General features: G+C 69.1%; 20 protein-coding genes and 1 pseudogene. 15 read left to right on the top strand and 6 right to left on the bottom strand.

Annotated features, from left to right (window positions below):
• Positions 1–5: 5 nt before the first annotated feature.
• The 10 genes from Acor_RS38400 to Acor_RS38355 all read left to right on the top strand — a co-directional run bounded on the left by Acor_RS38400 (position 6) and on the right by Acor_RS38355 (position 10,000).
• Complete coding sequence (locus tag Acor_RS38400) at positions 6–1,430, top strand: AMP-binding protein (protein ID WP_155341689.1); 1,425 nt, start codon at positions 6–8, stop codon at positions 1,428–1,430.
• Complete coding sequence (locus Acor_RS38395) at positions 1,427–2,218, top strand: enoyl-CoA hydratase-related protein (protein WP_155341688.1); 792 nt, start codon at positions 1,427–1,429, stop codon at positions 2,216–2,218. Before Acor_RS38400 ends, Acor_RS38395 begins: the two co-directional genes overlap by 4 nt.
• The gene (locus Acor_RS38390) at positions 2,215–3,198 is read left to right on the top strand and encodes a 2-hydroxyacid dehydrogenase (protein WP_155341687.1); all 984 of its coding nucleotides are present in this window, start codon (positions 2,215–2,217) and stop codon (positions 3,196–3,198) included. The genes Acor_RS38395 and Acor_RS38390 overlap by 4 nt, the downstream gene beginning before the upstream one ends.
• Entirely contained in the window at positions 3,195–4,418 is a 1,224-nt protein-coding gene (locus tag Acor_RS38385; protein WP_155341686.1) for an acetyl-CoA hydrolase/transferase family protein, read from the top strand. Before Acor_RS38390 ends, Acor_RS38385 begins: the two co-directional genes overlap by 4 nt.
• Before the next feature lie 8 nt (positions 4,419–4,426).
• Positions 4,427–5,179 carry an N-acyl homoserine lactonase family protein gene (locus Acor_RS38380; RefSeq protein WP_155341685.1) on the top strand — a complete coding sequence of 251 codons (753 nt, stop codon included), beginning with the start codon at positions 4,427–4,429 and terminating at the stop codon, positions 5,177–5,179.
• A gap of 15 nt (positions 5,180–5,194) precedes the next feature.
• Positions 5,195–6,274, top strand: coding sequence for a Gfo/Idh/MocA family protein (locus Acor_RS38375; RefSeq protein WP_155341684.1), 1,080 nt, complete (start codon positions 5,195–5,197; stop codon positions 6,272–6,274).
• 94 nt (positions 6,275–6,368) lie between these two features.
• Entirely contained in the window at positions 6,369–7,160 is a 792-nt protein-coding gene (locus tag Acor_RS38370) for an ABC transporter ATP-binding protein (RefSeq protein WP_155341683.1), read from the top strand.
• 3 nt (positions 7,161–7,163) lie between these two features.
• Positions 7,164–7,985 carry an ABC transporter permease gene (locus Acor_RS38365; RefSeq protein ID WP_155341682.1) on the top strand — a complete coding sequence of 274 codons (822 nt, stop codon included), beginning with the start codon at positions 7,164–7,166 and terminating at the stop codon, positions 7,983–7,985.
• 68 nt (positions 7,986–8,053) lie between these two features.
• Complete coding sequence (locus tag Acor_RS38360) at positions 8,054–9,148, top strand: ABC transporter substrate-binding protein (RefSeq protein WP_155341681.1); 1,095 nt, start codon at positions 8,054–8,056, stop codon at positions 9,146–9,148.
• A 75-nt stretch (positions 9,149–9,223) separates the two neighbouring features.
• Positions 9,224–10,000, top strand: a complete 777-nt coding sequence (locus tag Acor_RS38355) for an IclR family transcriptional regulator (protein ID WP_155341680.1) — start codon at positions 9,224–9,226, stop codon at positions 9,998–10,000.
• A gap of 522 nt (positions 10,001–10,522) precedes the next feature.
• Here Acor_RS38355 and Acor_RS38350 read toward each other — a convergent pair.
• Positions 10,523–11,254, bottom strand: coding sequence for a helix-turn-helix transcriptional regulator (locus tag Acor_RS38350; protein ID WP_155341679.1), 732 nt, complete (start codon positions 11,252–11,254; stop codon positions 10,523–10,525).
• A 388-nt stretch (positions 11,255–11,642) separates the two neighbouring features.
• On the opposite strand from Acor_RS38350, the gene Acor_RS38345 reads away from it, so the two are divergent.
• The 3 genes from Acor_RS38345 to Acor_RS38335 are packed head-to-tail and all read left to right on the top strand — an operon-like array spanning position 11,643 to position 13,534.
• Positions 11,643–12,479: an alpha/beta fold hydrolase gene (locus tag Acor_RS38345; RefSeq protein ID WP_155341678.1), complete on the top strand. Its 837-nt coding sequence runs from the start codon at positions 11,643–11,645 to the stop codon at positions 12,477–12,479.
• Complete coding sequence (locus Acor_RS38340) at positions 12,472–13,059, top strand: TetR/AcrR family transcriptional regulator (protein WP_155341677.1); 588 nt, start codon at positions 12,472–12,474, stop codon at positions 13,057–13,059. The genes Acor_RS38345 and Acor_RS38340 overlap by 8 nt, the downstream gene beginning before the upstream one ends.
• A 34-nt stretch (positions 13,060–13,093) precedes the next feature.
• A complete protein-coding gene (locus Acor_RS38335; protein ID WP_155341676.1) occupies positions 13,094–13,534 on the top strand; it encodes an SRPBCC domain-containing protein in 441 nt (146 codons plus the stop codon).
• A 258-nt stretch (positions 13,535–13,792) separates the two neighbouring features.
• Here Acor_RS38335 and Acor_RS38330 read toward each other — a convergent pair whose 3' ends face one another.
• Positions 13,793–16,057, bottom strand: a complete 2,265-nt coding sequence (locus tag Acor_RS38330) for a glycoside hydrolase family 9 protein (RefSeq protein ID WP_155341675.1) — start codon at positions 16,055–16,057, stop codon at positions 13,793–13,795.
• 228 nt (positions 16,058–16,285) lie between these two features.
• On the opposite strand from Acor_RS38330, the gene Acor_RS38325 reads away from it, so the two are divergent.
• Positions 16,286–17,329: a LacI family DNA-binding transcriptional regulator gene (locus Acor_RS38325; protein WP_246239717.1), complete on the top strand. Its 1,044-nt coding sequence runs from the start codon at positions 16,286–16,288 to the stop codon at positions 17,327–17,329.
• A gap of 289 nt (positions 17,330–17,618) precedes the next feature.
• Here the strand turns inward: Acor_RS38325 and Acor_RS38320 are convergent, their stop codons facing one another.
• The 4 genes from Acor_RS38320 to Acor_RS38305 all read right to left on the bottom strand — a co-directional run bounded on the left by Acor_RS38320 (position 17,619) and on the right by Acor_RS38305 (position 19,969).
• The gene (locus Acor_RS38320) at positions 17,619–17,912 is read right to left on the bottom strand and encodes a hypothetical protein (RefSeq protein WP_155341674.1); all 294 of its coding nucleotides are present in this window, start codon (positions 17,910–17,912) and stop codon (positions 17,619–17,621) included.
• Between the two features lie 79 nt (positions 17,913–17,991).
• Positions 17,992–18,252, bottom strand: a complete 261-nt coding sequence (locus Acor_RS38315) for a helix-turn-helix domain-containing protein (RefSeq protein WP_218034751.1) — start codon at positions 18,250–18,252, stop codon at positions 17,992–17,994.
• An 867-nt stretch (positions 18,253–19,119) separates the two neighbouring features.
• Positions 19,120–19,374, bottom strand: a complete 255-nt coding sequence (locus Acor_RS38310; RefSeq protein WP_155341673.1) for a hypothetical protein — start codon at positions 19,372–19,374, stop codon at positions 19,120–19,122.
• 28 nt (positions 19,375–19,402) lie between these two features.
• Positions 19,403–19,969, bottom strand: a complete 567-nt coding sequence (locus Acor_RS38305) for a recombinase family protein (protein WP_155341672.1) — start codon at positions 19,967–19,969, stop codon at positions 19,403–19,405.
• Between the two features lie 886 nt (positions 19,970–20,855).
• Between Acor_RS38305 and Acor_RS38300 the strand changes: the two are divergent.
• Positions 20,856–21,661 (top strand): annotated as a pseudogene (locus Acor_RS38300) (hypothetical protein); the annotation flags it as partial.

Here is a 21,661-nt window from a genome sequence, read left to right as displayed (position 1 = left end):
GTCGCATGAACATCGCAGAGTGGCTCGCCGCGATCGCACGCCGCCGCCCGCACGCGCCCGCGCTGCTCGACGGCGACCGGGTGGTGTCCGACTACGCGGGCTTCGCGGACGCCGCGTCGTCGGTCGCCGGGTACCTCGCGGAGCAGGGTGTCGTTCCTGGGGACCGCGTTGGCGTCTACCTCGCCAATACGCCCCGGTATCTGGAACTTCTCTACGGGATCTGGTGGGCGGGCGCGATCGCCGTGCCCATCAACCGGAAGCTCGCGCCCGCGGAGGTGGCGACGATCGTCGCCGATTCGGGGGCTTCGGTCGTGTTCACCGGCGACGTGGCCGTGCCCGACACGCGAGGGCCGGCGGCGCCGGTCGAGCGGGAGCCCGGCGACCTGGCCTGGCTGTTCTACACCTCAGGCACCACCGGGCGGCCCAAGGGCGTCATGCTCACCCACGCCAACCTGATCGCGATGTCGCTGTGTCACCTCGCCGACGTCGATCCGATCGGACCGGGCGAAGCGGTGCTCTACGCCGCTCCGATCTCCCACGGCGCGGGTCTGTACGGCCTGATCCATGTACGGATGGGCTCCCGGCACATTTTCCCCCCAAGCGGCAGATTCGACCCGGACAACGTGCTGGTCCTCGCGCGGAAGGTCGGAGCGGTATCGCTGTTCGCCGCTCCCACCATGGTCCGGCGGCTGGTCGACGCCGCCCGGTCGAAAGGTGCGGACGGCATCAAGACGGTGATCTACGGTGGCGGCCCGATGTACCTGGCCGACATCCAGGACGCCATCGCCGTGCTGGGGGAGCGATTCGTCCAGATCTACGGCCAGGGCGAGTCGCCGATGACCATCACCGCCCTGTCCAGGGAGGACCATCGCGATCCCGGGCGGCTGGCGAGTGTGGGCACCGCCCAGAGCGTCGTGCGGGTCCGGGTGTGCGACGCGGACGGTCGCCCGCTGCCCCCGGGGAGCACCGGAGAGATCGAGGTCAAGGGTGCGACCGTCATGGCCGGCTACTGGAACGACCCGGTGGCCACCGCGGATGCCGTACGCGACGGCTGGCTGCGCACCGGAGACCTGGGGCGGTTCGACGAGGACGGCTACCTCACCCTGGCCGGCCGGTCCAAGGAGCTGATCGTCTCCGGGGGGTCCAACATCTATCCGCGCGAGGTCGAGGACGTGCTGGTCGGCCATCCCGCCGTCGCGGAGGCGGCGGTCGTCGGAGTGCCGGACCCGGAGTGGGGGGAGACGGTCGTCGCCTTCGTCGTGCCCGCCCCGGGCGCCGAGTTCAGCGAAGGCTCTTTGGACGAGCTGGACGAGCACTGCCGGGACCGGATCGCCCGGTTCAAGCGCCCCCGCCGCTACCACGTCGTGCCGGATCTGCCGAAGAACGCGTACGGCAAGGTCCTCAAAACCGAACTGCTGGAGAAGCCATGACCGAATACGAGGACATCCGCTATGAGGAGAAGGACCACGTCGCGACGATCACGTTCAACCGGCCGGAGAAGTTGAACGCCTTCCGCGGGCACACCTATGCCGAGGTCACCGACGCGGTGCACCGGGCGGGCTGGAACCGGGACATCGGCGTGATCGTGCTCACCGGAGCCGGGGACCGGGCGTTCGCGGTGGGCGGCGATTCGACGGAGAAGAAGTCAGACCGGGTCGGGCATGGCCGGGGCACGGTGGGCATTCCCGTCGAGGAGATGCAGACCGCCATCCGCGACGTGCCGAAACCGGTCATCGCGAAGGTGCGTGGGTACGCGATCGGCAGCGGCAACGTGATCGTCACCCTGTGCGACCTGGCCATCGCGAGCGAGACCGCGATCTTCGGGCAGGCCGGGCCGAAGATGGGGTCGGTCGATCCCGGTTTCGGGACCGCGCTGCTGGCCCGGATCGTCGGAGAGAAAAAGGCCCGCGAGATGTGGTTCCTTTGCCGGAAATATCCGGCGCAGGAGGCGCTGGCGATGGGGCTGATCAACCACGTCGTCCCGGACGCCGACCTCGACGACGAGGTCGACCGCTGGTGCCGCGAGATCAACGACCTCAGCCCGACCGCTCTCGCCATCGCCAAACGCTCGTTCAACGCCGACAGCGAGAGCATCCGCGGCGCCGGACTCCTCGGTTTCCAGGCCCTCGCCCTCTACTTCGGCACCGAGGAATCGAAGGAGGGCGGCACCGCCCTCCGCGCCAAGCGCAACCCGGACTTTCGGGGGGCGATGACGTGATCGCCTTCCTTGACGACGACCACGTGCTCCGAATGATCCAGGGGCTGCTCACCGCCCGTACCAGCGAGGACTGGGCGCGGGTGACGGCATTTTTCGCGCCCGACGTGGTGGATGTGGCGGGTTTGCGCCGCCTGCGTGCCGGGCTGGAGGCGGGTCCGGGTGAGACGGCTGTGCTGGTGCTGCGGCGTGGCCGGGTGACCCGGGAGTTGATCGAGTCGAGTCCGGGGCTGCGGCTGGTGCAGCGGCTCGGGCGTCGTCAGGACGGGATCGATCTTGAGGCGTCGAGGGAGCACGGCGTCGAGGTGTCGTGTCTGCCGCGGCCGTCCTTGGTCCGAACCGCTGAACACACCATCCTGCTGATGCTCGCATTGACCAAGCGGTTGATCGTGGCCGATCGAGAGGTTCGCTCGGGCGTGAGCCGTCCCGGTGCGGGCTACAACTGGGCGGGTCTCACCGGGCTCGGCGGACTTTCGGGGCGGACGCTGGGAATCGTCGGGCTTGGTGAGGTGGGTGGGCTGGTCGCCGAACGGGCCCGCGCGTTCGGGATGCGGGTGATCTATCACAACAGGACAGGGCTGTCGGGTGCGTATCGCTCGCTGCCGGACCTGCTCGCCGAAGCCGACGTGGTGAGCTTGCACGCGAAAAGTGCCACCCCGGTCATCGGCCGGGCGGAGATCGCCGCGATGCGGCCGGGAGCGCTGCTCGTCAACACCAGTCGCGGCCGGCTGATCGACGAGGACGCGCTGTACGACGCGCTGGTCACCGGCAGGCTCGGCGGAGCGGGCCTCGACGTGCACCAGGTGGAGCCGCGTCCTCCCGGGGACAGGTTCTGTGCCCTGGACAACGTCGTGCTGACCCCGCACATCGCCGGCGGCTCCCGGCTGGACGTGCTCGACGAGGTGGCCCTGATGTTCGACAACATCCGGCATGCGCTGGCCGCGAACCCGCCGCCGCACGGACGCGTGGGGGGTACGGGATGAATCTCGACTTCACCTCGATCGTCCGGCCCGGCGATACCGTGCTGTGGACCCCGGGAGTCGGCGAACCACTGCCCCTCCTGGAACGCCTGCTGGCACAGCGCCACGACATCGGCGGGTTCTCCGTTCTGTACGGCGGCGCGGGCTACGCCGACCTGGTCCGCCCCGAGCACGCCGACGTGATCTCCTTCCGCACGCTCGGCGCGGTCGGCGGCAACCGGGTGCTGTGCGCGGCCGGGGTCGCGGCCGTCCTGCCCTGCCACCTCTCCGACCTGCCCCGGCTGATCGCATCCGGCGTGCTCCACGTGGACGTCGTCATCGCGCAACTCAGCGAGAACGATCAGGGCGCGCTCAGTTTCGGGCCGGTCAGCGGCTATGTCGGGACCGCCATGCACTCCGCGCGCACCGTGGTCGCCGAGATCAACGATCAGGCGCCCTGGACCCACTCCCGCCACCCCGTGGGGCGGGTCGACATCGCCGTCCGGACGTCCCGGCCGCTGGTCGAAGTGGCGTCCAGGCCGCCTTCGCCGACCGCCGAGGCGATCGCCGGGTACGTGGTGGATCTGGTGGGCGACCGGTCGACCGTACAGATCGGAATCGGTGCGGTGCCGGACGCCGTCGCCGCGCGGCTGACGCACCGGCGGGAGCTCGGGCTGCACAGCGGCGTGATCGGTGACGCCGCCGTGGACCTCATCTCGGCCGGCGCGGTCAGCGGGGTGAGCGTGACCGGCGCCCTGATCGGCACCCGAAGACTCTTCGACTTCGCGCACGGCAACGACCGAATACGCGTGGAACCCGTGACGTACACCCACGATCCCGGCGTTCTCCGCCAGCTGCCGCGTTTCACCGCGATCAACTCGGCGCTGGAGGTGGACCTGACCGGCCAGGTGGCCGCCGAGGTGGCCGGACGCTCCTACGTGGGCACGATAGGAGGACAGGGGGATTTCGCCCGCGCCGCGCTCGCCTCCGACGGGGGCAGGTCGATCATCGCGCTGCCGTCCCGCACCACGTCGGGCCGTCCGCGGATCGTGTCCCGCATCGCCTCCGGCGTCGTCACCACGGCCCGCGCCGACGCGGACACGATCGTCACGGAGTACGGCGTGGCCGAACTGTGCGGCAGAGCCATCCCCGAACGGGTCCGCCGCATGATCGCCATCGCCCACCCGGAGGACCGGGAAACCCTCGCCAAACAGGCGCACGACGACGTCGCCGGATACCGGTAGGAGGAACGATGCAGCTCCACGTACTCGACGGTGGCCAGATCGACATCCTGAACTGGGACGTTTTCCAGCCCGGCGTCGGACCGGGCGTCCGCCGCCGGCTCGCCGACTCCTGCTACCTGATCGTCCACCCCCGGGGCACCCTCATCTGGGACACCGGCTTGGGCGACCGGCTGGCCGGTGTGCCGGCCGGGCTCACGATCCCCGACATAGCGGTCTTCCACGTCGAAAACCCGCTGGCTGACCAGCTGACCGCCCTCGGTCATCCCCCCAACACGATCGACTACCTCGCCCTGTCCCACTTCCACCCGGACCACGTCGGCAACGTGGGCCTGTTCGAGGCCGCCACCCTGCTCGTCCAGGACGACGAGTACGCCGCCGCCTTCGGCCCCGCACCCGGCGACCACGGATTCGACCCCGACACCTACCCGACGCTCCGCGCGGGCGATGCGACCCTGCTCCGCGGCGACCACGACGTCTTCGGCGACGGCGCCGTGGTGATCAAACGCCTGCCCGGTCACACCCCGGGCGGCCAGTCCCTGCTGGTACGGCTGCCGCACACCGGCGCCGTACTCATCTCCGGAGACCTGACGCACAGCCTGGACAACTGGACGGGACGCGTCGTACCGGCCCACAACTCCGACCCGGCGGAGACCCTGCGCAGCCTCGCCGCGGCCGAACGGCTGCTCGCCGAGGAGAACGCCGTCCTCTGGGTGCAGCACGACCTCGACCAGCAGTCGAAGCTGCTGGACCACTACACGTGACCCCCAGGAGTAACCATGAACGCGCCCCCGCTGGGCGTCGCGGTGGTCGGCGCCGGCGCCGACCACTGGAGTGGCCTCGCGCACATCCCCGCCATCACCGCCTCCGGCGACCTGCGCCTGCGCCGGCTGGTGACCTCCAGTCCGGCGTCGGCCCTCGCCGCCGCCCGGCGCTGGGAGGTCGACGCGACCCACGAACTGGACCCGGTGCTGGACGACGACACCGTGGACATCGTCGTGGTGACCGTCCGGGTGGCACACCACGCCGAGATCGTCGCGGCGGCGATCGCGGCGGGCAAACACGTCTACTGCGAGTGGCCGCTCGCGCTGGACCCGGCCCAGGCCGAGGAGCTCGCGGCGCTCTCGGACGGCAGGCCCGACCGCGTGCACCTGACCGGCCTGCAAGGACGGTTCTCCCCGTGGCTGCGCGCCGCCGGGCGGCTGCTGGCCGGGGGCGGAATCGGCCGCCCGCTGACGGCCGGCCTGCGGCTGTTCCTGCCGCACGGGCTGATGGCCCGACCGGCGCACCGCGCCCACCTGCGCCATCGCGGGGCCGCCGCGAACGTGCTCAGCATCCAGGGCGGGCACACGCTCGACATGCTCGGCACCGTGCTGGGCGTGCCCAGGGTGGACGCCGCGCGGATGTGGTCGGCCGTCCCGGAGTTCCTGACCGACACGGGGGAGCGGCTGCCCCGCGACGCGCCGGACAACCTCGTCGCCGTCCTCGACTACGACGGCGTCGTCGCCGTCACCCAGTTCTCCCAGACTGCCCCCAACGAATCCTTCGAGCTGGAAATCCTCGGTACGGACGGCAAGCTGCGCCTAGCCGGAACCGGGCAGCCCCAGTTCGGAAGGCTGACGCTCGACATCACCCCGTTCGGATCCCGGACCTCCGAGGTCGTGGAGCCGCTGTCGGCTGCCGCGCTGCCTGGGGAGCATCCCGGGCACAACGTGGCCCTGGCCTATGCCGCCATGGTCGCCGCCATCCGTGACGAGCCTGCCCGCGTGCCGTTGCCCGATTTTCGGGCGGCCGTCAATCTCCATGAGCTCCTGGGCGTAATCGCCTCACGGGCCGTTGACAGCACTGTGAACGCCTAACCATACTAGAGCGCACAAACTAAGCGCAATGCGCACAACTCGGGGAGGGGGACCCCGTCCTCTTGTGCCGATTCAAGAACCCCGGATGGTGCGTATGACTCCGATCTTGGAATATCGGGACCTGTCCAAGGTCTTCTTCAAAGGCAATCAGCAGATTTACGCGCTGGCCCACGTACAGGCCGAAGTGCGGGACGGCGAGCTGCTCGCCATCGTCGGCCCGAGTGGCTGCGGGAAGTCGACGCTGCTCAACCTCAGCGCCGGGCTGATGGTGCCCGGCACCGGGGAGGTGCTCTACCGGGGCCGCCCCCTCACCGACGTCAACACCCAGGTCAGCTACGTCACGCAGAAGGACAACCTGCTGCCGTGGCGCACCGTTGAGGACAACATCGCCCTGCCGCTGGAGCTCGGCGACCGCGCGCGGCTGCCGAAGGACGAACGCCGGGCGCGGGTCACCCGCTACATCGAACTGGTCGGCCTCGGCGGCTTCGAGAAGCACTACCCGAGCGAGCTCTCCGGTGGCATGCGCAAACGCGCGCAGCTGGCCCGCTCGCTCGTGTACGAACCCGAGGTGCTGCTCATGGACGAGCCATTCGGCGCACTCGACGCGCAGCTCAAGCTCGTCCTCCAGGCCCAGCTGCTGCGGATGTGGGAGGGCACCGGCCGCACCCTCGTATTCGTCACCCACGACCTCGTCGAGGCCATCGCACTCGCCGACCGCGTGATCGTCATGTCCTCCCGCCCCGGGCGGATCCGGGCCGTCGAGCACATCGAACTGCCCCGGCCCCGCGACGTCTTCACCGTGCGCTTCGCCCCCGGCTTCGGCGACTACTTCGAACGCCTCTGGTCCGCACTGCGCGAGACCATCGACCACGGACAGGGGGTCTGAGCGATGACCAGCGTCGAAACCCGGCCGGTCGTTGACGAGGTCTTCCTGGTCGACCCCAGTATCAAGGCGCGCCGGCGGCAGACGGTCATTGTGATCATCTCCCGTCTCGTCCTGGTCGTCGTGGGCCTGCTGGGCTGGGAGTTGGCCAGTGACCGGCTGGTCTCCGCCTTCTGGATCAGCAGCCCGAGTGAGATCTGGTCGGCCTTGCTGCGGTTCGCGACCAATGGTCAGCTGCTGCCCGCCGTCTGGGTGACCCTGGCGGAGACGGCGGTCGGCTTCGTGGCGGGGGCGGTCGCCGGCATTCTGGTCGGGGTGATCTTCGGGGTCAGTCCGCTGATCGCCCGCATCCTCGATCCCTTCCTCGTCGCGTTGAACTCGATTCCCCGGGTCGCGCTCATTCCGCTGTTCATCCTCTGGTTCGGCATCGGGTTCCAGACGAAGATCCTCTTCGCGGCGACCCTGGTGTTCTTTCCGGTCTTCCTGAACACCTTCTCCGGTGCCCGGGACGTCGATCGCGACCTGATCGACGTGATCAGGGTGATGGGGGCCTCGCGGGTGGACGCGGTTCGGCGGGTGCTCATCCCTTCCGCGCTGGTCTGGGTTTTCGCCGGGCTGCGGATGTCCATCCCGTTCGCCCTCATCGGGGCGGTGATCGCCGAGATGTTCACCTCCAACGAAGGTCTCGGCTACCTGATCGCGGTCACCGCCAACCAGTACGACACCGCGGGCTCGTTCGCCAGCCTGTTCGTCACGACCGCGCTCGGCCTCCTGCTCACCTGGGGCGTGAGCCAGTCGGAACGGCGTGTGCTGCGCTGGCGCGCCTGACCGTCCGCACCGCACGGGGCTCCACATCGGGGATCGAAACACATCACCGCAGGAAGGAACGATCCACCATGACCTCGTCCCGCCGCCAGTTCCTCCGCTGGTCCGCGGCTGCCGCCGCCGTACCTCTGCTGTCCGCCTGTGCGGACGACACCGGCACCACCGGAGCCGGACCGAAGCACCGCACCGTCAAACTCATCCACGCGTCCAAGGACCCGCTCGTGCTCTGGTCGGTGACCTACCTGGCCGAGGACATGGGGTTCTACCAGGAGGAGGGGCTGACCGTCGAACGGGTGCTGCTCGCCGGCGGGCCGGCCGCGCTGACGGGGCTGCTGTCCGGCGCGGGCGACGCCAACCTGTCCGCGCCCGGCGAACTGCTCGCCGCGGCGACCAAGGGCCAGCGGCTCAAGGTGCTGCTCGCGCACACCAACAGCATGCCGTCCATCTTCGTGCTCAGTAAGAAGTTCGCGGAGCGGGTCGGGGTCACCGCCGAGAGCCCGCTCGAGGAGCGTCGTACGGCCATCGGCAAGGTCAAGGGCGGCCGGTTCGGCATCACCGCGCCCGGCAGCCAGACCGACGGCTTCACCAGGCTGGCCTTGAAACAGGCCGGTCTCGATCCCGGCAAGGACGCCTCGATCGTCCCGTTGCAGACCGCCGCCAACTCGCTGGCCGCCCTGGCCAACGACCAGATCGACGGATTCATCGGGGTGCCGCCCTCGGCGGAGAAGGCGGTGTTCCAGTTCGGTGCCGTGCCGCTGCTGGTCAACCAGGAAGGGGACATCAGCGGCGGCGACCGCCTTCAGGGCATGACGGTCCAAGCGCGGGCCCAGGATGTGGACGCGCGCCCGGACCTGTACAAGGCCTTCGTCCGGGCCGATATCCGGGCGACGAAGGCGCTCGTGGATGACCCCGACAAGGCGGCGGCTCTGCTGCGCAAGACGAGGTTCGGCCAGTTCGAGGAGCCGATCTGGAACTACGCCTGGAAACTGCTGCAAAGCTCGTGGGGCTCGCCGTACGTCACCCAGGACTCGCTCGCCGCCTGGTTCGACAACGGGCTCGTCGCGGGGGCGACCGCCGCCGGGTTCCCGTTCGGTGACGTGGTGGACATGCGGTTCGCCGACGAGGCCGTCGCGGCGCTGGGGTGGAAACCGCCTACCCGGACGTAAGCGCACATAGTATGCGCATTACGCACTCGGGAGTGCCCTACTCTGGACAGGGTGGACCAGGCATCAGGAGGGGCAGTGGCAGCGGACAGGGCTCAGGCGGGCGCCGACGATCAGGTGTCCCGGCGGTCGGTGGTGCAGTCGGTGACCCGGGCCTTCGACGTGCTGAACCTGCTGCGTGACTCGACCTCGCCCATGTCGGTCCAGGAGATCGCCCGCAGCACCGGCTTGGACCGGACGGTGGTCCACCGGTTGCTGCGGTCGCTGCTGCAGCAGGCGATGGTGGTCGAGGAGCGGGGGCTGTTCCGGGTCGGACCCGCTTCGGTGCTGCTCGCCAACCGCTACCACGATGATCTGCTGGTACGGCGGCTGGCGTTGCCGTACATGGTGGAGCTGCAGGCCGGCGACATCGCCGACAAACCGTGGACGGCCACCCTCTCCATCGCCGTCGGCAATGTGTCCGCGGTCATCGAGCGAATCTGGACGCCGCGCACACCGCTTGACCTCGTCCTCGCGGTGGGGGACACCTTTCCCATCCACAGCACCGCGACCGGGCGGAGCATGCTTGCCTATTACGACCCGGACAAACTCATCGAGGTCGTCGGCGCCGACCGGGCCCGCGAACTGGCGGTCGTCCTCGAAAGCGTTCGCTCCGCCGGCGGAGTCGGCCTTTCGAAAGGCGAGGCGGTGCCCGGCGTCGAGGCCATCGCGGCCGTCATCCTGTCCCGCCGCCAGACCCCGGTCGCGGCGATCAGCGTCTCGGGTGTCGATCTCGGCGACCAGATGAACCAGACTTCCCCCTTGGCCTCAACGCTGCGCCGCGCCGCCGGAGCGATCGGGCAGATGGTGCCCTGACCGCCGACTGCGCTGCCTCCGGGGACCAAACGCGGGAAGCCGGTCGCCCGGCATTGAAGTGTGATGCTGCTGACTTCCCCCAAGCACGACATCTGGACGGCTGGGGCCGTCCTCGCTGCAGGAGCCACGACCTGGCCGCCCATCATCCTGACGGCAGTCCTCCTGATGGCCGCGAGCGCCATGGAGGGGACCTCCCCGGAATGTGGGCCAGATCCCAGGTGTCGCTGGTGAAATCAAGAGCCGCCCCGCCGGGGCTCAGGGCTGTCCTCGTCAGCGAGAACGCCTGCAGTTCCGCCGTGTCTCGAGAATCTCCGCTGGAGCGGTCGTCCGCCGACGACGCCCTGATCGCGGCCCTGGTGCAGCTGTGCGATGGCGCTATCACCGCTGCTCACCTGGACCGCGATGTCCGTGCGGCTGCGACCGCCCGCTCGACCGCGGCCCAGCACCAAGCGGCGACGTCTCGTGCCGGCCCGCTGACAACAAGGCGACACGACCGCCAGCCCTGCCCAGTGCTCGGGTCGTTTAGAGGTCAGCTCGATCCCCGCCACCTGATCGCCGATCCAGGTCGCGGAAGAAGCACTCCGCGGACGCGTCCTGCGGATAGGTCAGCTCGATGCGCAGCTCCTCCAGGGTGACCTCGGCGGCCGCGTCGAAGCGGGCGACCATCCCGATCGTGCGCACCACCTGCCCGCCCGCCCGGAACCAGGGGCACACCACCAGCGCGGATAGTGGTTCCGCCGGGCGGGCAAGACCGGAGACCGCCGATTCAGCGAGGTCAACGAGTTCGCGCAGTTCTTCATCGAAGGGTGCCTGGGCGAGCTGGTGATGGAGCCGGGCCAGCCCGGCCCAGGCGACCTCCGGCCAGTTCACGATCATCGCCGCGGCGGCCGCTGGGTCGGCGAAATAGCGGCGGGCGATGTTGGTGCCAACCAGCTCGCCGAACAGCGCCGTGCACGCCCGGTTAGCGGAGATCACGTTCCAGTGCCCGTCGACCACCATCGCCGGGTATGGCAGATGGGCGCGGAGCATCCGGTCGATCGCGGCGCGGAACGGTGCCAGGCCCGGGCCGTCCATGTCCGCCTCCGGATATGCGGCGGGCAGCCCGGCGGCCTGCAACAGCCGGTTACGTTCTCGTAGCGATACCCCGAGTGCCTCGCCCAGCCGCAGCACCATCCCCCGGCTGGGCCTGGATCGGCCCGTCTCCAGAAACGAGATGTGCCGCGGAGCCGACCCCACGAGCGCGGCCAGCGCCAATTGACTGAGCCTCGGTCAGCCAGTCGGCGGTTTCGTCCTCGTCCGTGTCGACCCAGTTCTGGGCGCTGCTGGACGGTGTAGTCGCCGGAGTCATACATCTCTCGGGCTAGGCGGACCTGGCGGGGGCCGAGCATGGGTTTTTGGCCGCCGGTGCGACCCCGGGCGCGGGCGGCCTCCAGTCCGTCCATCGTCGGCTCTTGACATCAGGGCGTGCTCTTCGTTTCTGCACACGGCCTGGCTGTCTTGTCCCGGCGCGGTTCTCTGGAAATCTCTCGCTTGCGTTGACCCATGCACCCCATCACCTGAGAGGTGAAGGCCATCACATTGACTCGGTTGGCTAATTCCACTAGCTTTTAGCTACTCAAGTTAGCAAACCATGGAGGACATCGTGCCCGAGTACCTGAGCATCGACGGCAACACCATTGCCTACGACGTGACCGGAGAAGGGCCCTTGGTCGTCCTCGCGCATGGGATGGGCGACAGCCGGCACTCTTACCGTTCCGTCGTTCCGGCCCTGGTGGCGGCCGGGTACCGGGTGGCGAACGTGGACATCCGCGGCTGTGGTGACTCCGGCCTCGGCTGGGACGGCTACAGCCGCACCGACATCGCCGGTGACCTGGTCGCCGTCGTGCGCCACCTCGGGGGGCCGGCAGTGATCATTGGGCAATCGATCAGCGGCGGTGCGGCGACCATCGCGGCCGCCACGGCACCCGACGTGATCACCGGCATCATCGAACTGGCCCCCTTCACCCGCAAGCAGTCGGTCCCTCTGGGTGGTCTGCTGCGGGTCAAGCGCTACCGGGCCGGCTCCACCCAGCTCGGGATGACCATGCTCCTGGGAAGCTTGTCGGCCTGGAAGAAGTACCTCGACCTGGCCTACCCCACCAAGCCCGCCGACTGGGACGGCGAGCTGGGCCGCATCGACACCAAAATGAGCGAGCCCGGCCGGATGAAGGTCCTGCAGGCCATGTGCAAGAGTGCACCGACCGACGCCGGCGCCCAGCTACCCAACGTCACCTGCCCGGTCCTGATCATCCAGGGCAGCCTCGACCCCGACTGGGCCGATCCGCGAGCCGAGGGCGAAAAGATCATCGCTGACCTGCCCGCCGGCCTCGGGGAACTGGTCGTCATCCAGGGCGCCGGTCACTACCCGCACGCCCAGACACCCGACAAGGTCCTCGCACTGGCCCTACCGTTCCTGGCCAAGACCCTGACCAATGCCTAGGGCCGGGCTGGGCCCGGCGTCGGTCACCGGGGCCGGGGCCGCCCTGGTCGACGAGATCGGGTTCGAGAACCTCAGCATGGGCCTGCTGGCCGAGCGTCTGGGGGTCAAGACCCCCTCGCTCTACAAGCACGTCGCGAGCCAGGCCGACCTCGCCCACCGGATCGCCGTCCTGGCCATGACCGAACTCGCCGACGCCATCCGCGACGCCACCCAGGGACGTTCCGGCAAAGAGGCCCTTGTCGCCGGGGCGCACGCGATGCGGACGTACGTGGCCGAGCACCCCGGCCGGTATGCCGCCGGCAACGCCGCCATCATCACCGGGCCCGACGACCCCCTGGTCCCGGCCATCGGTCGCGTCCTCGCCTCCTGGACGGCCATGCTGCACGGGTACCGGCTGGACCGCGACCAGGAGATCCACGCGCTGCGGATGCTGCGCAGCATCCTGCACGGATTCTCAGCCCTCGAAACGATCGGCAGTTTCCAGATCAACACGGACATCGATGACAGCTTCACCTGGATGCTCGGTTTCATCGACCAGGGCCTGAAAGCGAAATGGCCCGACCTGATTTCAGCCCACTGACCTGAGTTCTGTTGGACCATTGTGGAGTGTAATCATGAGCTACGTCATCAAGACCGGCGTCGACATCAACGCCAGCAGGGAAGCGGTCTGGGACGTCCTGGTCGACTTCCCCCGCTACGGCGAGTGGAGCAACTTCTCCCGTGTCCAAGGAACGGCCCAGGTGGGAAACAGGCTCTCGATGAAGATGTCCGGCTTCTCCTTCAGGCCCACCGTCACGGTCGCGGAACCGGGTGAGCAGTTGCAGTGGTCCGGCACGCTCATCTCCGAGCGGCTGTTCCTCGGCCGGCATTCGTTCATCCTCCGGGCCAATCCGGACGGCACCACCCACCTCACCAACCACGAAGAGTTCTCCGGCGGCCTGACGACCCTGATGCAACGCTTCATGAAGCAGGGCGGCGACAACGGCTACACCGCCTTCAACGCCGGCCTCAAGCGGCAGGTCGAAGACCGCGTCACGCAGCAGAACCGCACCTGAGCGGTAGCCCTCGCCTCCCTCTCAGAGAGACGGCCGGAATACGCAGAAAGGGATCGCGCGGGGATAGCCGCTGATCAGCGGGACCGGCGTGTGGTGGCCTTGGGGGAACATCGGTAAAGCGGTTATGGACGGGATTGATCATGATCGTGGGCTGGGGTGTGCGGCCGGTCGTTGGCTCGTCAGGAGCGCACAGGCAGCCGTGTCGTGGCATGGCTCGTGCCGCCCGAGACTCCTCCTCGGGCGGCACGATCTTGGACGCTAGACCGCGGTGCAGGTCATCGAGGCCGGCACGCCGTTGGTCCCGGACCAAGAACCGTTGAACCCGAACGCGGTCGAGGCGTTGGTGGCCAGGTTGCCGTTCCACGACAGGTTCGTGGCGGTCACGTTGGCGCCGCTGACCGTATGTGCGGCGCTCCAGAGCTGGGTGATCGTCTGCCCGTTGGGGAAGGCCCAGCGCACGGTCCAGCCGGTGATGGCGGCCGAACCCGAATTCCGTACTGTCACCTCCGCCTGGAAGCCGGGCGTCCACTGGTTGACGATCCGATACGTCGCGGTACAGGCCTTACCCGGAGACGGAGACGGAGACGGGCTGGGCGACGGGCTCGGGGACGGGCTGGGCGAGGGAGATGGCGACGGGGACGGACTGGGCGACGGGCTCGGGGACGGGCTGGGCGAGGGAGATGGCGACGGGGACGGACTGGGCGAGGGAGACGGGGACGGTGACGGGCCGGATTGGGACTTCTCGGCGGTCCAGGTGCTCACCCAGGCCAGTACCGCGTTCCAGTTGATCGCCACCTCGTTGACCGACCACGCCTCAATGTCGTCCAGGTAGCACTTCTGCGGCCGGCACCCGGCCAGCCGCTGCTGGGCCACCGGATCCTGGAGCCCGCTGTTCGGCCCTCCGGCCAGCGACCCGGGCGGCGCGATCGGCAGCGAGGAGTTGAGCTGGTTGGCCCAGTGCCGATGGTGGACATTCCGCGAGGGCTTGTCGCCATACCCGGTCACATACGATTGACCGAGCGGGTTGCGCCCCAGAACGTAGGACATCGTCTCGAACACCCCGTCGCGGAACCTGTCCTGCTGGCTGAAGTCATACGCCAGCGCCAGCAGCACCGCGTTGTTCAGGATCAGATTGTTGGATCCCCAGATGTAGCCCCCGCCATTTGGCTGGAACGGCACCGGGTAACCCTGATTCCGCATGATGTTCAGCAGCGCGTCCCCCCTGCTGACGAACTGGCCGCGCAACGTCTGGCCGGTGGTGGCGGTCAGCCCGTTGGGCACCAGCGCGAGGGTGATGTCACCAAGGGTTCCCACCTCCGACCACTGAGCCCCCTCGTTGGTGAAACTCCGCCCGAAGTACAGGCTGGAGGCCGTCAGGTCATTGCGGTAGATCTGCTTGCCCGTGGTCACGAACAGCTCGGCCGCCGCCCAGTAGAACTCGTCGCTCACCTTCCCGTCGACGTAGGATCCGCCCCCGACTCCGTCGCTCTCCGGCGCGAACACCGACGGATTGGCCTTGGCCGCCGTGTAGGCCTTTTCGGCCGCAGTCAGGCACCGGCCGGAGAACGACGCGTCGATGGCAGCCCAGACGCGGGCGCACTGGGCGCCCGCGGCGGCCAGGTTCAAGGTGGCGGCGGTGCTCGGCGGCGACAGCAGCCGGACTTCGGGATCCTGGGCGGGCAGCAGCGGAAGCCCGGTCCAGTTCTGGTCATGGATCTTGTGGTGGGCCATGCCCGCCCGGGTGCGCCCATCGGGGACCTGCATCTTCAGCAGGAAGTCGATCTCCCAGCGGGCCTCGTCCAAAATGTCGGGCACGCCGTTGCCCCGTTCCGGGATGGCCAGGGTGCCGTCGGCGAGCAGGGCCTGGTTCGCGCCGGGCACGTTCCTGGCCCGCTCGTAGAGGTTGACCAGCTGCCAGGCCGACATGCCGCCGTTGATCACGTACTTGCCGTGGTCGCCGGCGTCGTACCAGCCGCCCCGCACATCCAGCGTGTATCCGCAGCTCACCCGGCACGCCACCGCGTTGTCTCCCCGGTTGGGCGAGGCGTTGAGGTGCCCGGCGGCACGCGCGTACTGGCTGCCCGCGAACTGCGCGTTGATCGCGATGCCGCTGCGCTGGTGATAGAAGAACGCGAGCGCGTCGGACGGCAGTCGCCGCCAGGCCGTGGTCCCCAGGTCGAACGGCTGGCTGGACTCGTTCCCCACGGCGAGCACGAAGTTGGCGCCCGAGCCCTGATACGACGAGAAATCGATCTTGTGGACGGTGTCCCCGGAGGCCGAGTCCTGGCCGAAGACGCTGGTGGTCCCGCTCGCCACCACCTGGTCGGCTCCGTTGAGGAGCGACCAGGTCACCGGCGCCGTGGAACCGCTGATGAGGGTCGCTTGCTTGGCCGCTCCAGGGGCGTACTCGACCTGGTTGACCTTGATGTTCTGGCCGAGCGGCGGCCGGACGGCGGCCCGGGCGGCGGGCGCCGTCACCGCGATCGAGGCCACGGCGACGGCCAGCGCCACGGCTAAGGCCATTCGTAAGCGTCCTGTTCTCAGTGATCTGTTCACCGTTGAACCCCTTAAGAGCGTTCTGCGCGCGTTGTGTGCCCAAATGGTGAGGCAGCGCGCCTATGGCGGACACCGATCGGTCCTCTGAAGGTTCGTTCGCCCAGGTCACTGGCGGAAATAGAACGAATGCATCTGAAATCTTCACGAAACACTCGTTCCATAGGGCCCTTGGCCGCAGGCCCATAGACTTCTGACGTGACCGCTATCACTCCCCGCGATCAATCTGGAGCGCGTCCCCGCCGGGAGATCACGGTTGCCCGCATCGCGGAACTCGCCGGAGTGTCCGCGCCCACCGTGTCCAAGGTCATCAACGGCCATCCAGGCGTTTCGGCCAGCACCCGGCGGCGGGTCGAGGAGCTCATCAGACAGCACGGCTGGCAACGCCGCCCGGAGGTCACCGGCCCCGCGGCCATCCTGGAGATCCTCTTCCAGGCGCTGGACAGCCTGTGGGCCCTGGAGATCATCCGCGGCGTCGACCAGGTGGCCCGCACCCACGGCCTCGCGGTCGCCATGACCGACATGCGGGGCCTGCATACCCCCCCGCCCGCCTGGACCGACCAGGTTCTCGCCCGCCGCCCGGTCGGAGTGATCGCCGTTTCGGCCAACCTCAGCGAACGGCAGCGCGCCCAGCTGGCCAGCCGGGCGATCCCGCTTGTCGCGCTCGATCCCAACGGCGAGCCGAGCCACCGGATCCCCTCGGTCGGGGCGACGAACTGGAACGGCGGCCTGACCGCCACCCGCCACCTGCTGGAACTCGGCCACCGCCGGATCGCCGTGATCGGCGGACCACCCGCGCTGCTCTGCTGTCGAGCCCGCCTGGACGGTCATCGCGCGGCGATGGACGGCGCCGGCGTGCCCGTGGATCCCGCTCTGGTTCGCCATGGCCCGCTCTACGTGCACGGCGGCCTGGCCGAAGCCCAGGAACTCCTGGCGCTCCCCGAGCCGCCCACCGCGATCGTGACCGCCAACGACCTCCAGGCACTCGGCGCCTGCCAGGCCGCCCGCCGCGCCGGCCTGCGCGTGCCCGAGGACCTGAGCGTGGTCGGTTTCGACGACCTCCCGCTGGCCCAGTGGTCCGACCCGCCGTTGACCACCATCAGCCAGCCCCTGGTCAAGATGGGCAGCACCGCGGCCACCCTCATCATGTCCATCGCCGCAGGCCGCCGCCCCGATCAGCACCGGATCGAACTCGCCACCTCCCTGATCGTCCGCCAGAGTACGGCGCCCCCGCGTTCTTGATTACTCGGGTCTGACGCGCTGACCGAAGTATCCCTCCGGGAGGGTTGCGGCACGCCTTCCGCCCCCAGCGCGGAGTGACCGAAGCCGGCCATCGCACGATCAGCGGGATCGCGTCGTCGTTGCGCAGCTCACCCGCGCGGACGCGGCGAGGCGGGGCATGAGCAGCAACCGATCGTCCTACTGTGACTGGTCGTTCTGATGCGGGTGGCCTCCGGGGCGGCCTACAGAGCCTCGGTCAGCCGAGGAGGTTCGCGGTAGCGAAGATTGCGGCGGCGGACTTCAGGTTCGATTAGGCCTTGATCCAGTCGGCGGTTCGTCCTCGTCCGTGTCCGACCCGGTTCTGGGCGGCGAACTCGCGGGAGAACTCGCCGACGTGTTCGGCGGTCTCGGCCAGCTTGCCCAGGACCGTCCCCGCGCTCATCCCGCCGGACGCGGTGATGTGGAACGGGTAGAGCGCTGCCCCCACAAACGTAGGTGGACCCAGCCGGCCGACGTTGGACAGGGCCAGACCGGCCAGTACGATGGCGTAGACCAGCTGCTCGCCAATGATGGCGGCGGATGCTTCCTGTGGATCGGGCTGCACGAGCCCACCCAGGAGAAGTTCGACCTCATGCCGAGAAGGTCAACCCGCACCGCCGGCCGTCGCCATCATGCCGCCGGGGTTAGGGTGCGGCCGGGCGCTCGCGTGCCTGGTTGATGCGCAGCGCCTCGGCGAGTTGGTCTTCCAGGATGATGATGCGGCAGGCGGCTTCCACCGGGGTGCCCTGGTCGACGAGTTCGCGGGCGCGCGCGGCCAGGCGCAACTGGTAGCGGGAGTAGCGGCGATGGCCGCCGCTGGAGCGCAGCGGCTCGATCAGTTTGGCGGCGCCCAGAGCCCGCAGGAATGTCGGGGTGACACCGAGCATTTCAGCGGCCGAGCCCATGCTGTAGGCGGGGTAGTCCTCATCATCGAACCGGTCCTTGAACCGGTCTTCGGCCGCCGATCCGGTCTTGGGTTCGGCCGTGTCCGCGATCCTGCCGGGAGTGAGCATGTCTCCACCGGCAGCCGAGCGAGGTTGACCCATACATTCCTTTCCTATGCGCGCACAGGGGGCCCCGACGCCTGTCGCGCCGGGGCCCCGAAGAGTTCAACACCATCTACCGGCCATCTGGCCGGTTCACTGTTTCCGCGTCCGCCCTGCTGTGCAGCGGAGATACGGGGATCGCAAATGCGTGACCGGAGACCACCTGCCTATCTGTGGAACTGCGGTACCCGAGCGGCGAGACACAGCCGGCAACGGGCGATCCTGATGGCGTTCAACACTCCCTTCGTCTCTATCTTCGCGACCTACTTGTTTGATTTCACCTGCGGCAGCGCGTCCACGATCAGGACCCCAGCACTGCACTGGCCCCTCACGTCCGACCTTCTGCCATGACTGCTACTGCGACTTCACCTCTGGCAGCGCGTCCACGGCCGGGCCCCTTACTGCGCTGGGCCCGTCACGTCCGACCTTCTGCCGTCAACTTCCACTTCGTGTTGCTCCGGGCAGTTCATCGTGGTGCTCGTACTTCCGCTGCCCGGTCGATCCGTCCTTGCGATGTGAGAAACATTAGCCTCGGCGGCTGCGCATGTCTACTTCGGCGAGCATAGATTTTCGATGTCGGGCGCGGCAGTCTTCCGGCGGCGGGGGGACGACCAAAAGGGCACGTGCGGGCCCTTGGCGTTGGCGGCGTTGCCGGCGATTGGTCGCGCGCCAGCGGCCGCCGCGGTGTGCCACGACTGCTCTATCGGTCTGGCTTGCCGCTATGGGTTAGGAGTTCGGGGCTCGCCGCGCGGTTTCGTCGGGACGGGTCCCGGCGGCGAGTTTGGTCAGCCCCAGGATTTCGGCGCCGTGGCCATGGGCTTGTCCCGTGCGGGCGGCCGCCCGCTCCGCTGTGGTGTGGCCCCGGGCGACCCGATCGTCCACGTACAGCTTCAAGGCCGCTACTCCCGCGGCGATCTGCCGCCGGACCTCCTCTACCGTCGCCTCCGACTTCGTCTGTTCGTGCAAGGGCCGGGCGGTCATCGTCAGCTCCCGTTGTCTGGAGGCCGGATTACAAGGTGGTCTTGGCGTCGGTGAGGGTCTTGTGGACGACGCCGATGGAGACCTTTACGCCGGTGGCGATGGTGCGGATGGATTCGCCGCGCTCGCGGCGGGCGAGGATGGCGGCGCGTTTGTCGTCGTCGACGACGGGGCGCCGGCCGCCGACGCGGCCGCGGCTGCGGGCGGCTTCGAGGCCGTTCTTGGTCTTGCGGACGATGTCGCGGCGGCGGTCTTCGGCCAGGGCGAGCGCGAGATCGAGGATGAGGGAGCGTTCGGTGTGCTCGCCGGCCGCGATGCCCTCCAGCACCTTGACGCCGACGCCGCGGTGGAACAGGTCGTTGAGGACGATGAGCCCTTCCAGGAGGTTGCGGCCAAGGCGGTCGACCTCCTGGACGGTGAGCAGGTCGCCGTCGCGGATGTGGGCGAGGGCGTCCAGCAGCGCGGGCCGGTCGTCGGTGGCGAGCTTGCCGCTGATCTTCTCCTCGAAGACCTTCAGGCAGATGGGGTCGAGGGCGTCGTGCTGCCGTTGGGTGTTCTGCTTGTCGGTGCTGACCCGCACCAGACCGATGAGCGCCATCGAGGGAGCGCCTTCCGTTCGTCAAACGCACAGCTCGGAGTAGATGAACAGTATCGGAAAATGAACGGCGAAATGAACGCCTGGGCCGGACGCGGCGGCCTGTCCGGGGGTGCTCCGGGGCACGTTCATCAGACGTTCGTTAGATGAACGCCGGAGACCGGTGTCCGCGATGGCCCGGCTCGCGGTCCTCGACGCCTACGAACGCTTGGGGCGAATCCTCCCCGCGCGAGCTCGACCTGCTGCTCTGTCCGGAGCGGCTGCGTCGGTTATCTGGGGTGCCGCGAAGGCGTCAAACATGTCAGGCACGTGGGTTTCGCGGAACGTGCCTGACAAGTTATCTGGGGTTGTCAGGCACGTTGGTCACCTCAGGACTGATCTTGCGGCTGTTCGCCTGGCGCCCAATCACGCAGCTGTCTTCTTCGCTAAGCAGGCACCCAGATGACTACGCCTCAAGTGGCCGCAGTTCTCCTGCGTCTGGGCCAGGGATCCGCGACCGCTGGAGTCGCCGCGGTGCTGCCTGGCCGGCGACCCTCGGCGAACTCGGACAGGAACGCGCGGCCAAGATCGTGCATCCTCCACACTCACCTCTGTTCGTGATGGGGCGCCCTCTATCGCAGGAGAAGGAACGAACGCCAGAGATGCGGGGGTAAGTGATCATTAGCCCGCGTAGATAGCTGTTAGTACACACCGGGTGGCTGTTGCGCCTGCATGATCGATGAGAGTCTCACTCTGACGTAGTGCGGGCGAGCGATTCCTTTAGGTGATGAAAGTCGGGGTTGGGGGACACCGGGTGGGTGCGCGCCGCCGCGTCTGGGCGCCCGGCTGTGCGGCACGGTCCGATGGGGACCGGGCGGCCGAGGCGGCGAAGCCGAAGGGGAGTCTTCCTATGTCCTCGACCACGAGTACCTCCCTGCGCCGGCGCGGCCCGCGCAGGCGTCTGCGCGGGCTGGCCTTACGGGGCGCGCTGGCCCTGGCCCTGGCCGCTGGCGGCCTGATCGCGACCGGCCCGGCGGCTCAGGCCGCCGCCACGACGGTGACATTTTCCTATACCGGTGGCCCGCAGACGTTCACCGTGCCGGCCGGTGTGACCTCGATCGTGGTGGACGCGTTCGGCGCCCAGGGCCAGGCCGGGCCCGGCCCAGTCCCGGGTGGCGCGGGCGGCCGGGGCGGAGAGGCCAAGGCCACCCTGGCCGTCACCCCCGGGCAGGAGCTCCAGATCAACGTCGGAGGGACCGACGGCTACGGCGGCGGAGGCGCTGGCGGCAAGGGCGGGGTTTGGTGGCTCGACGGCGGCGCGGGCGGCGGCGCCTCAGACGTGCGCACCGGCCCCGGCTACGGCCTGGACGACCGGGTGCTAGTGGCCGGCGGCGGCGGCGGAGGCGGCAACTTCGACAACGGCTACGCGGGCGGCGGCGGGGGCGGAGGCGGTGCCGCCGGTGCCGCCGGCGGCAGCTCGAGCCTCGGAGCCAGCCCGGGCGGCGGAGCGACATCCTCGGCCGGTGGGAGCGGCGGCGCGGGCAGCTACGGAGCCGACGCCGGAGCCGACGGCACGGCCGGTACGGGCGGCGCGGGCGGCGCGGAGGCGCCCGGTGGGTCCACCGGTGCCGGCGGAGGCGGCGGCGGAGGCGGCTGGTACGGCGGCGGTGGGGGCGGCGGAGGCGAATGGGCCGGCCCCCCCACCTACTCCAGAGC

This window comes from Acrocarpospora corrugata (assembly GCF_009687845.1).
In the GTDB taxonomy this organism is placed as follows: Bacteria; Actinomycetota; Actinomycetes; order Streptosporangiales; family Streptosporangiaceae; genus Acrocarpospora; species Acrocarpospora corrugata.
This window is presented reverse-complemented; position numbering and strand designations above follow the sequence as displayed.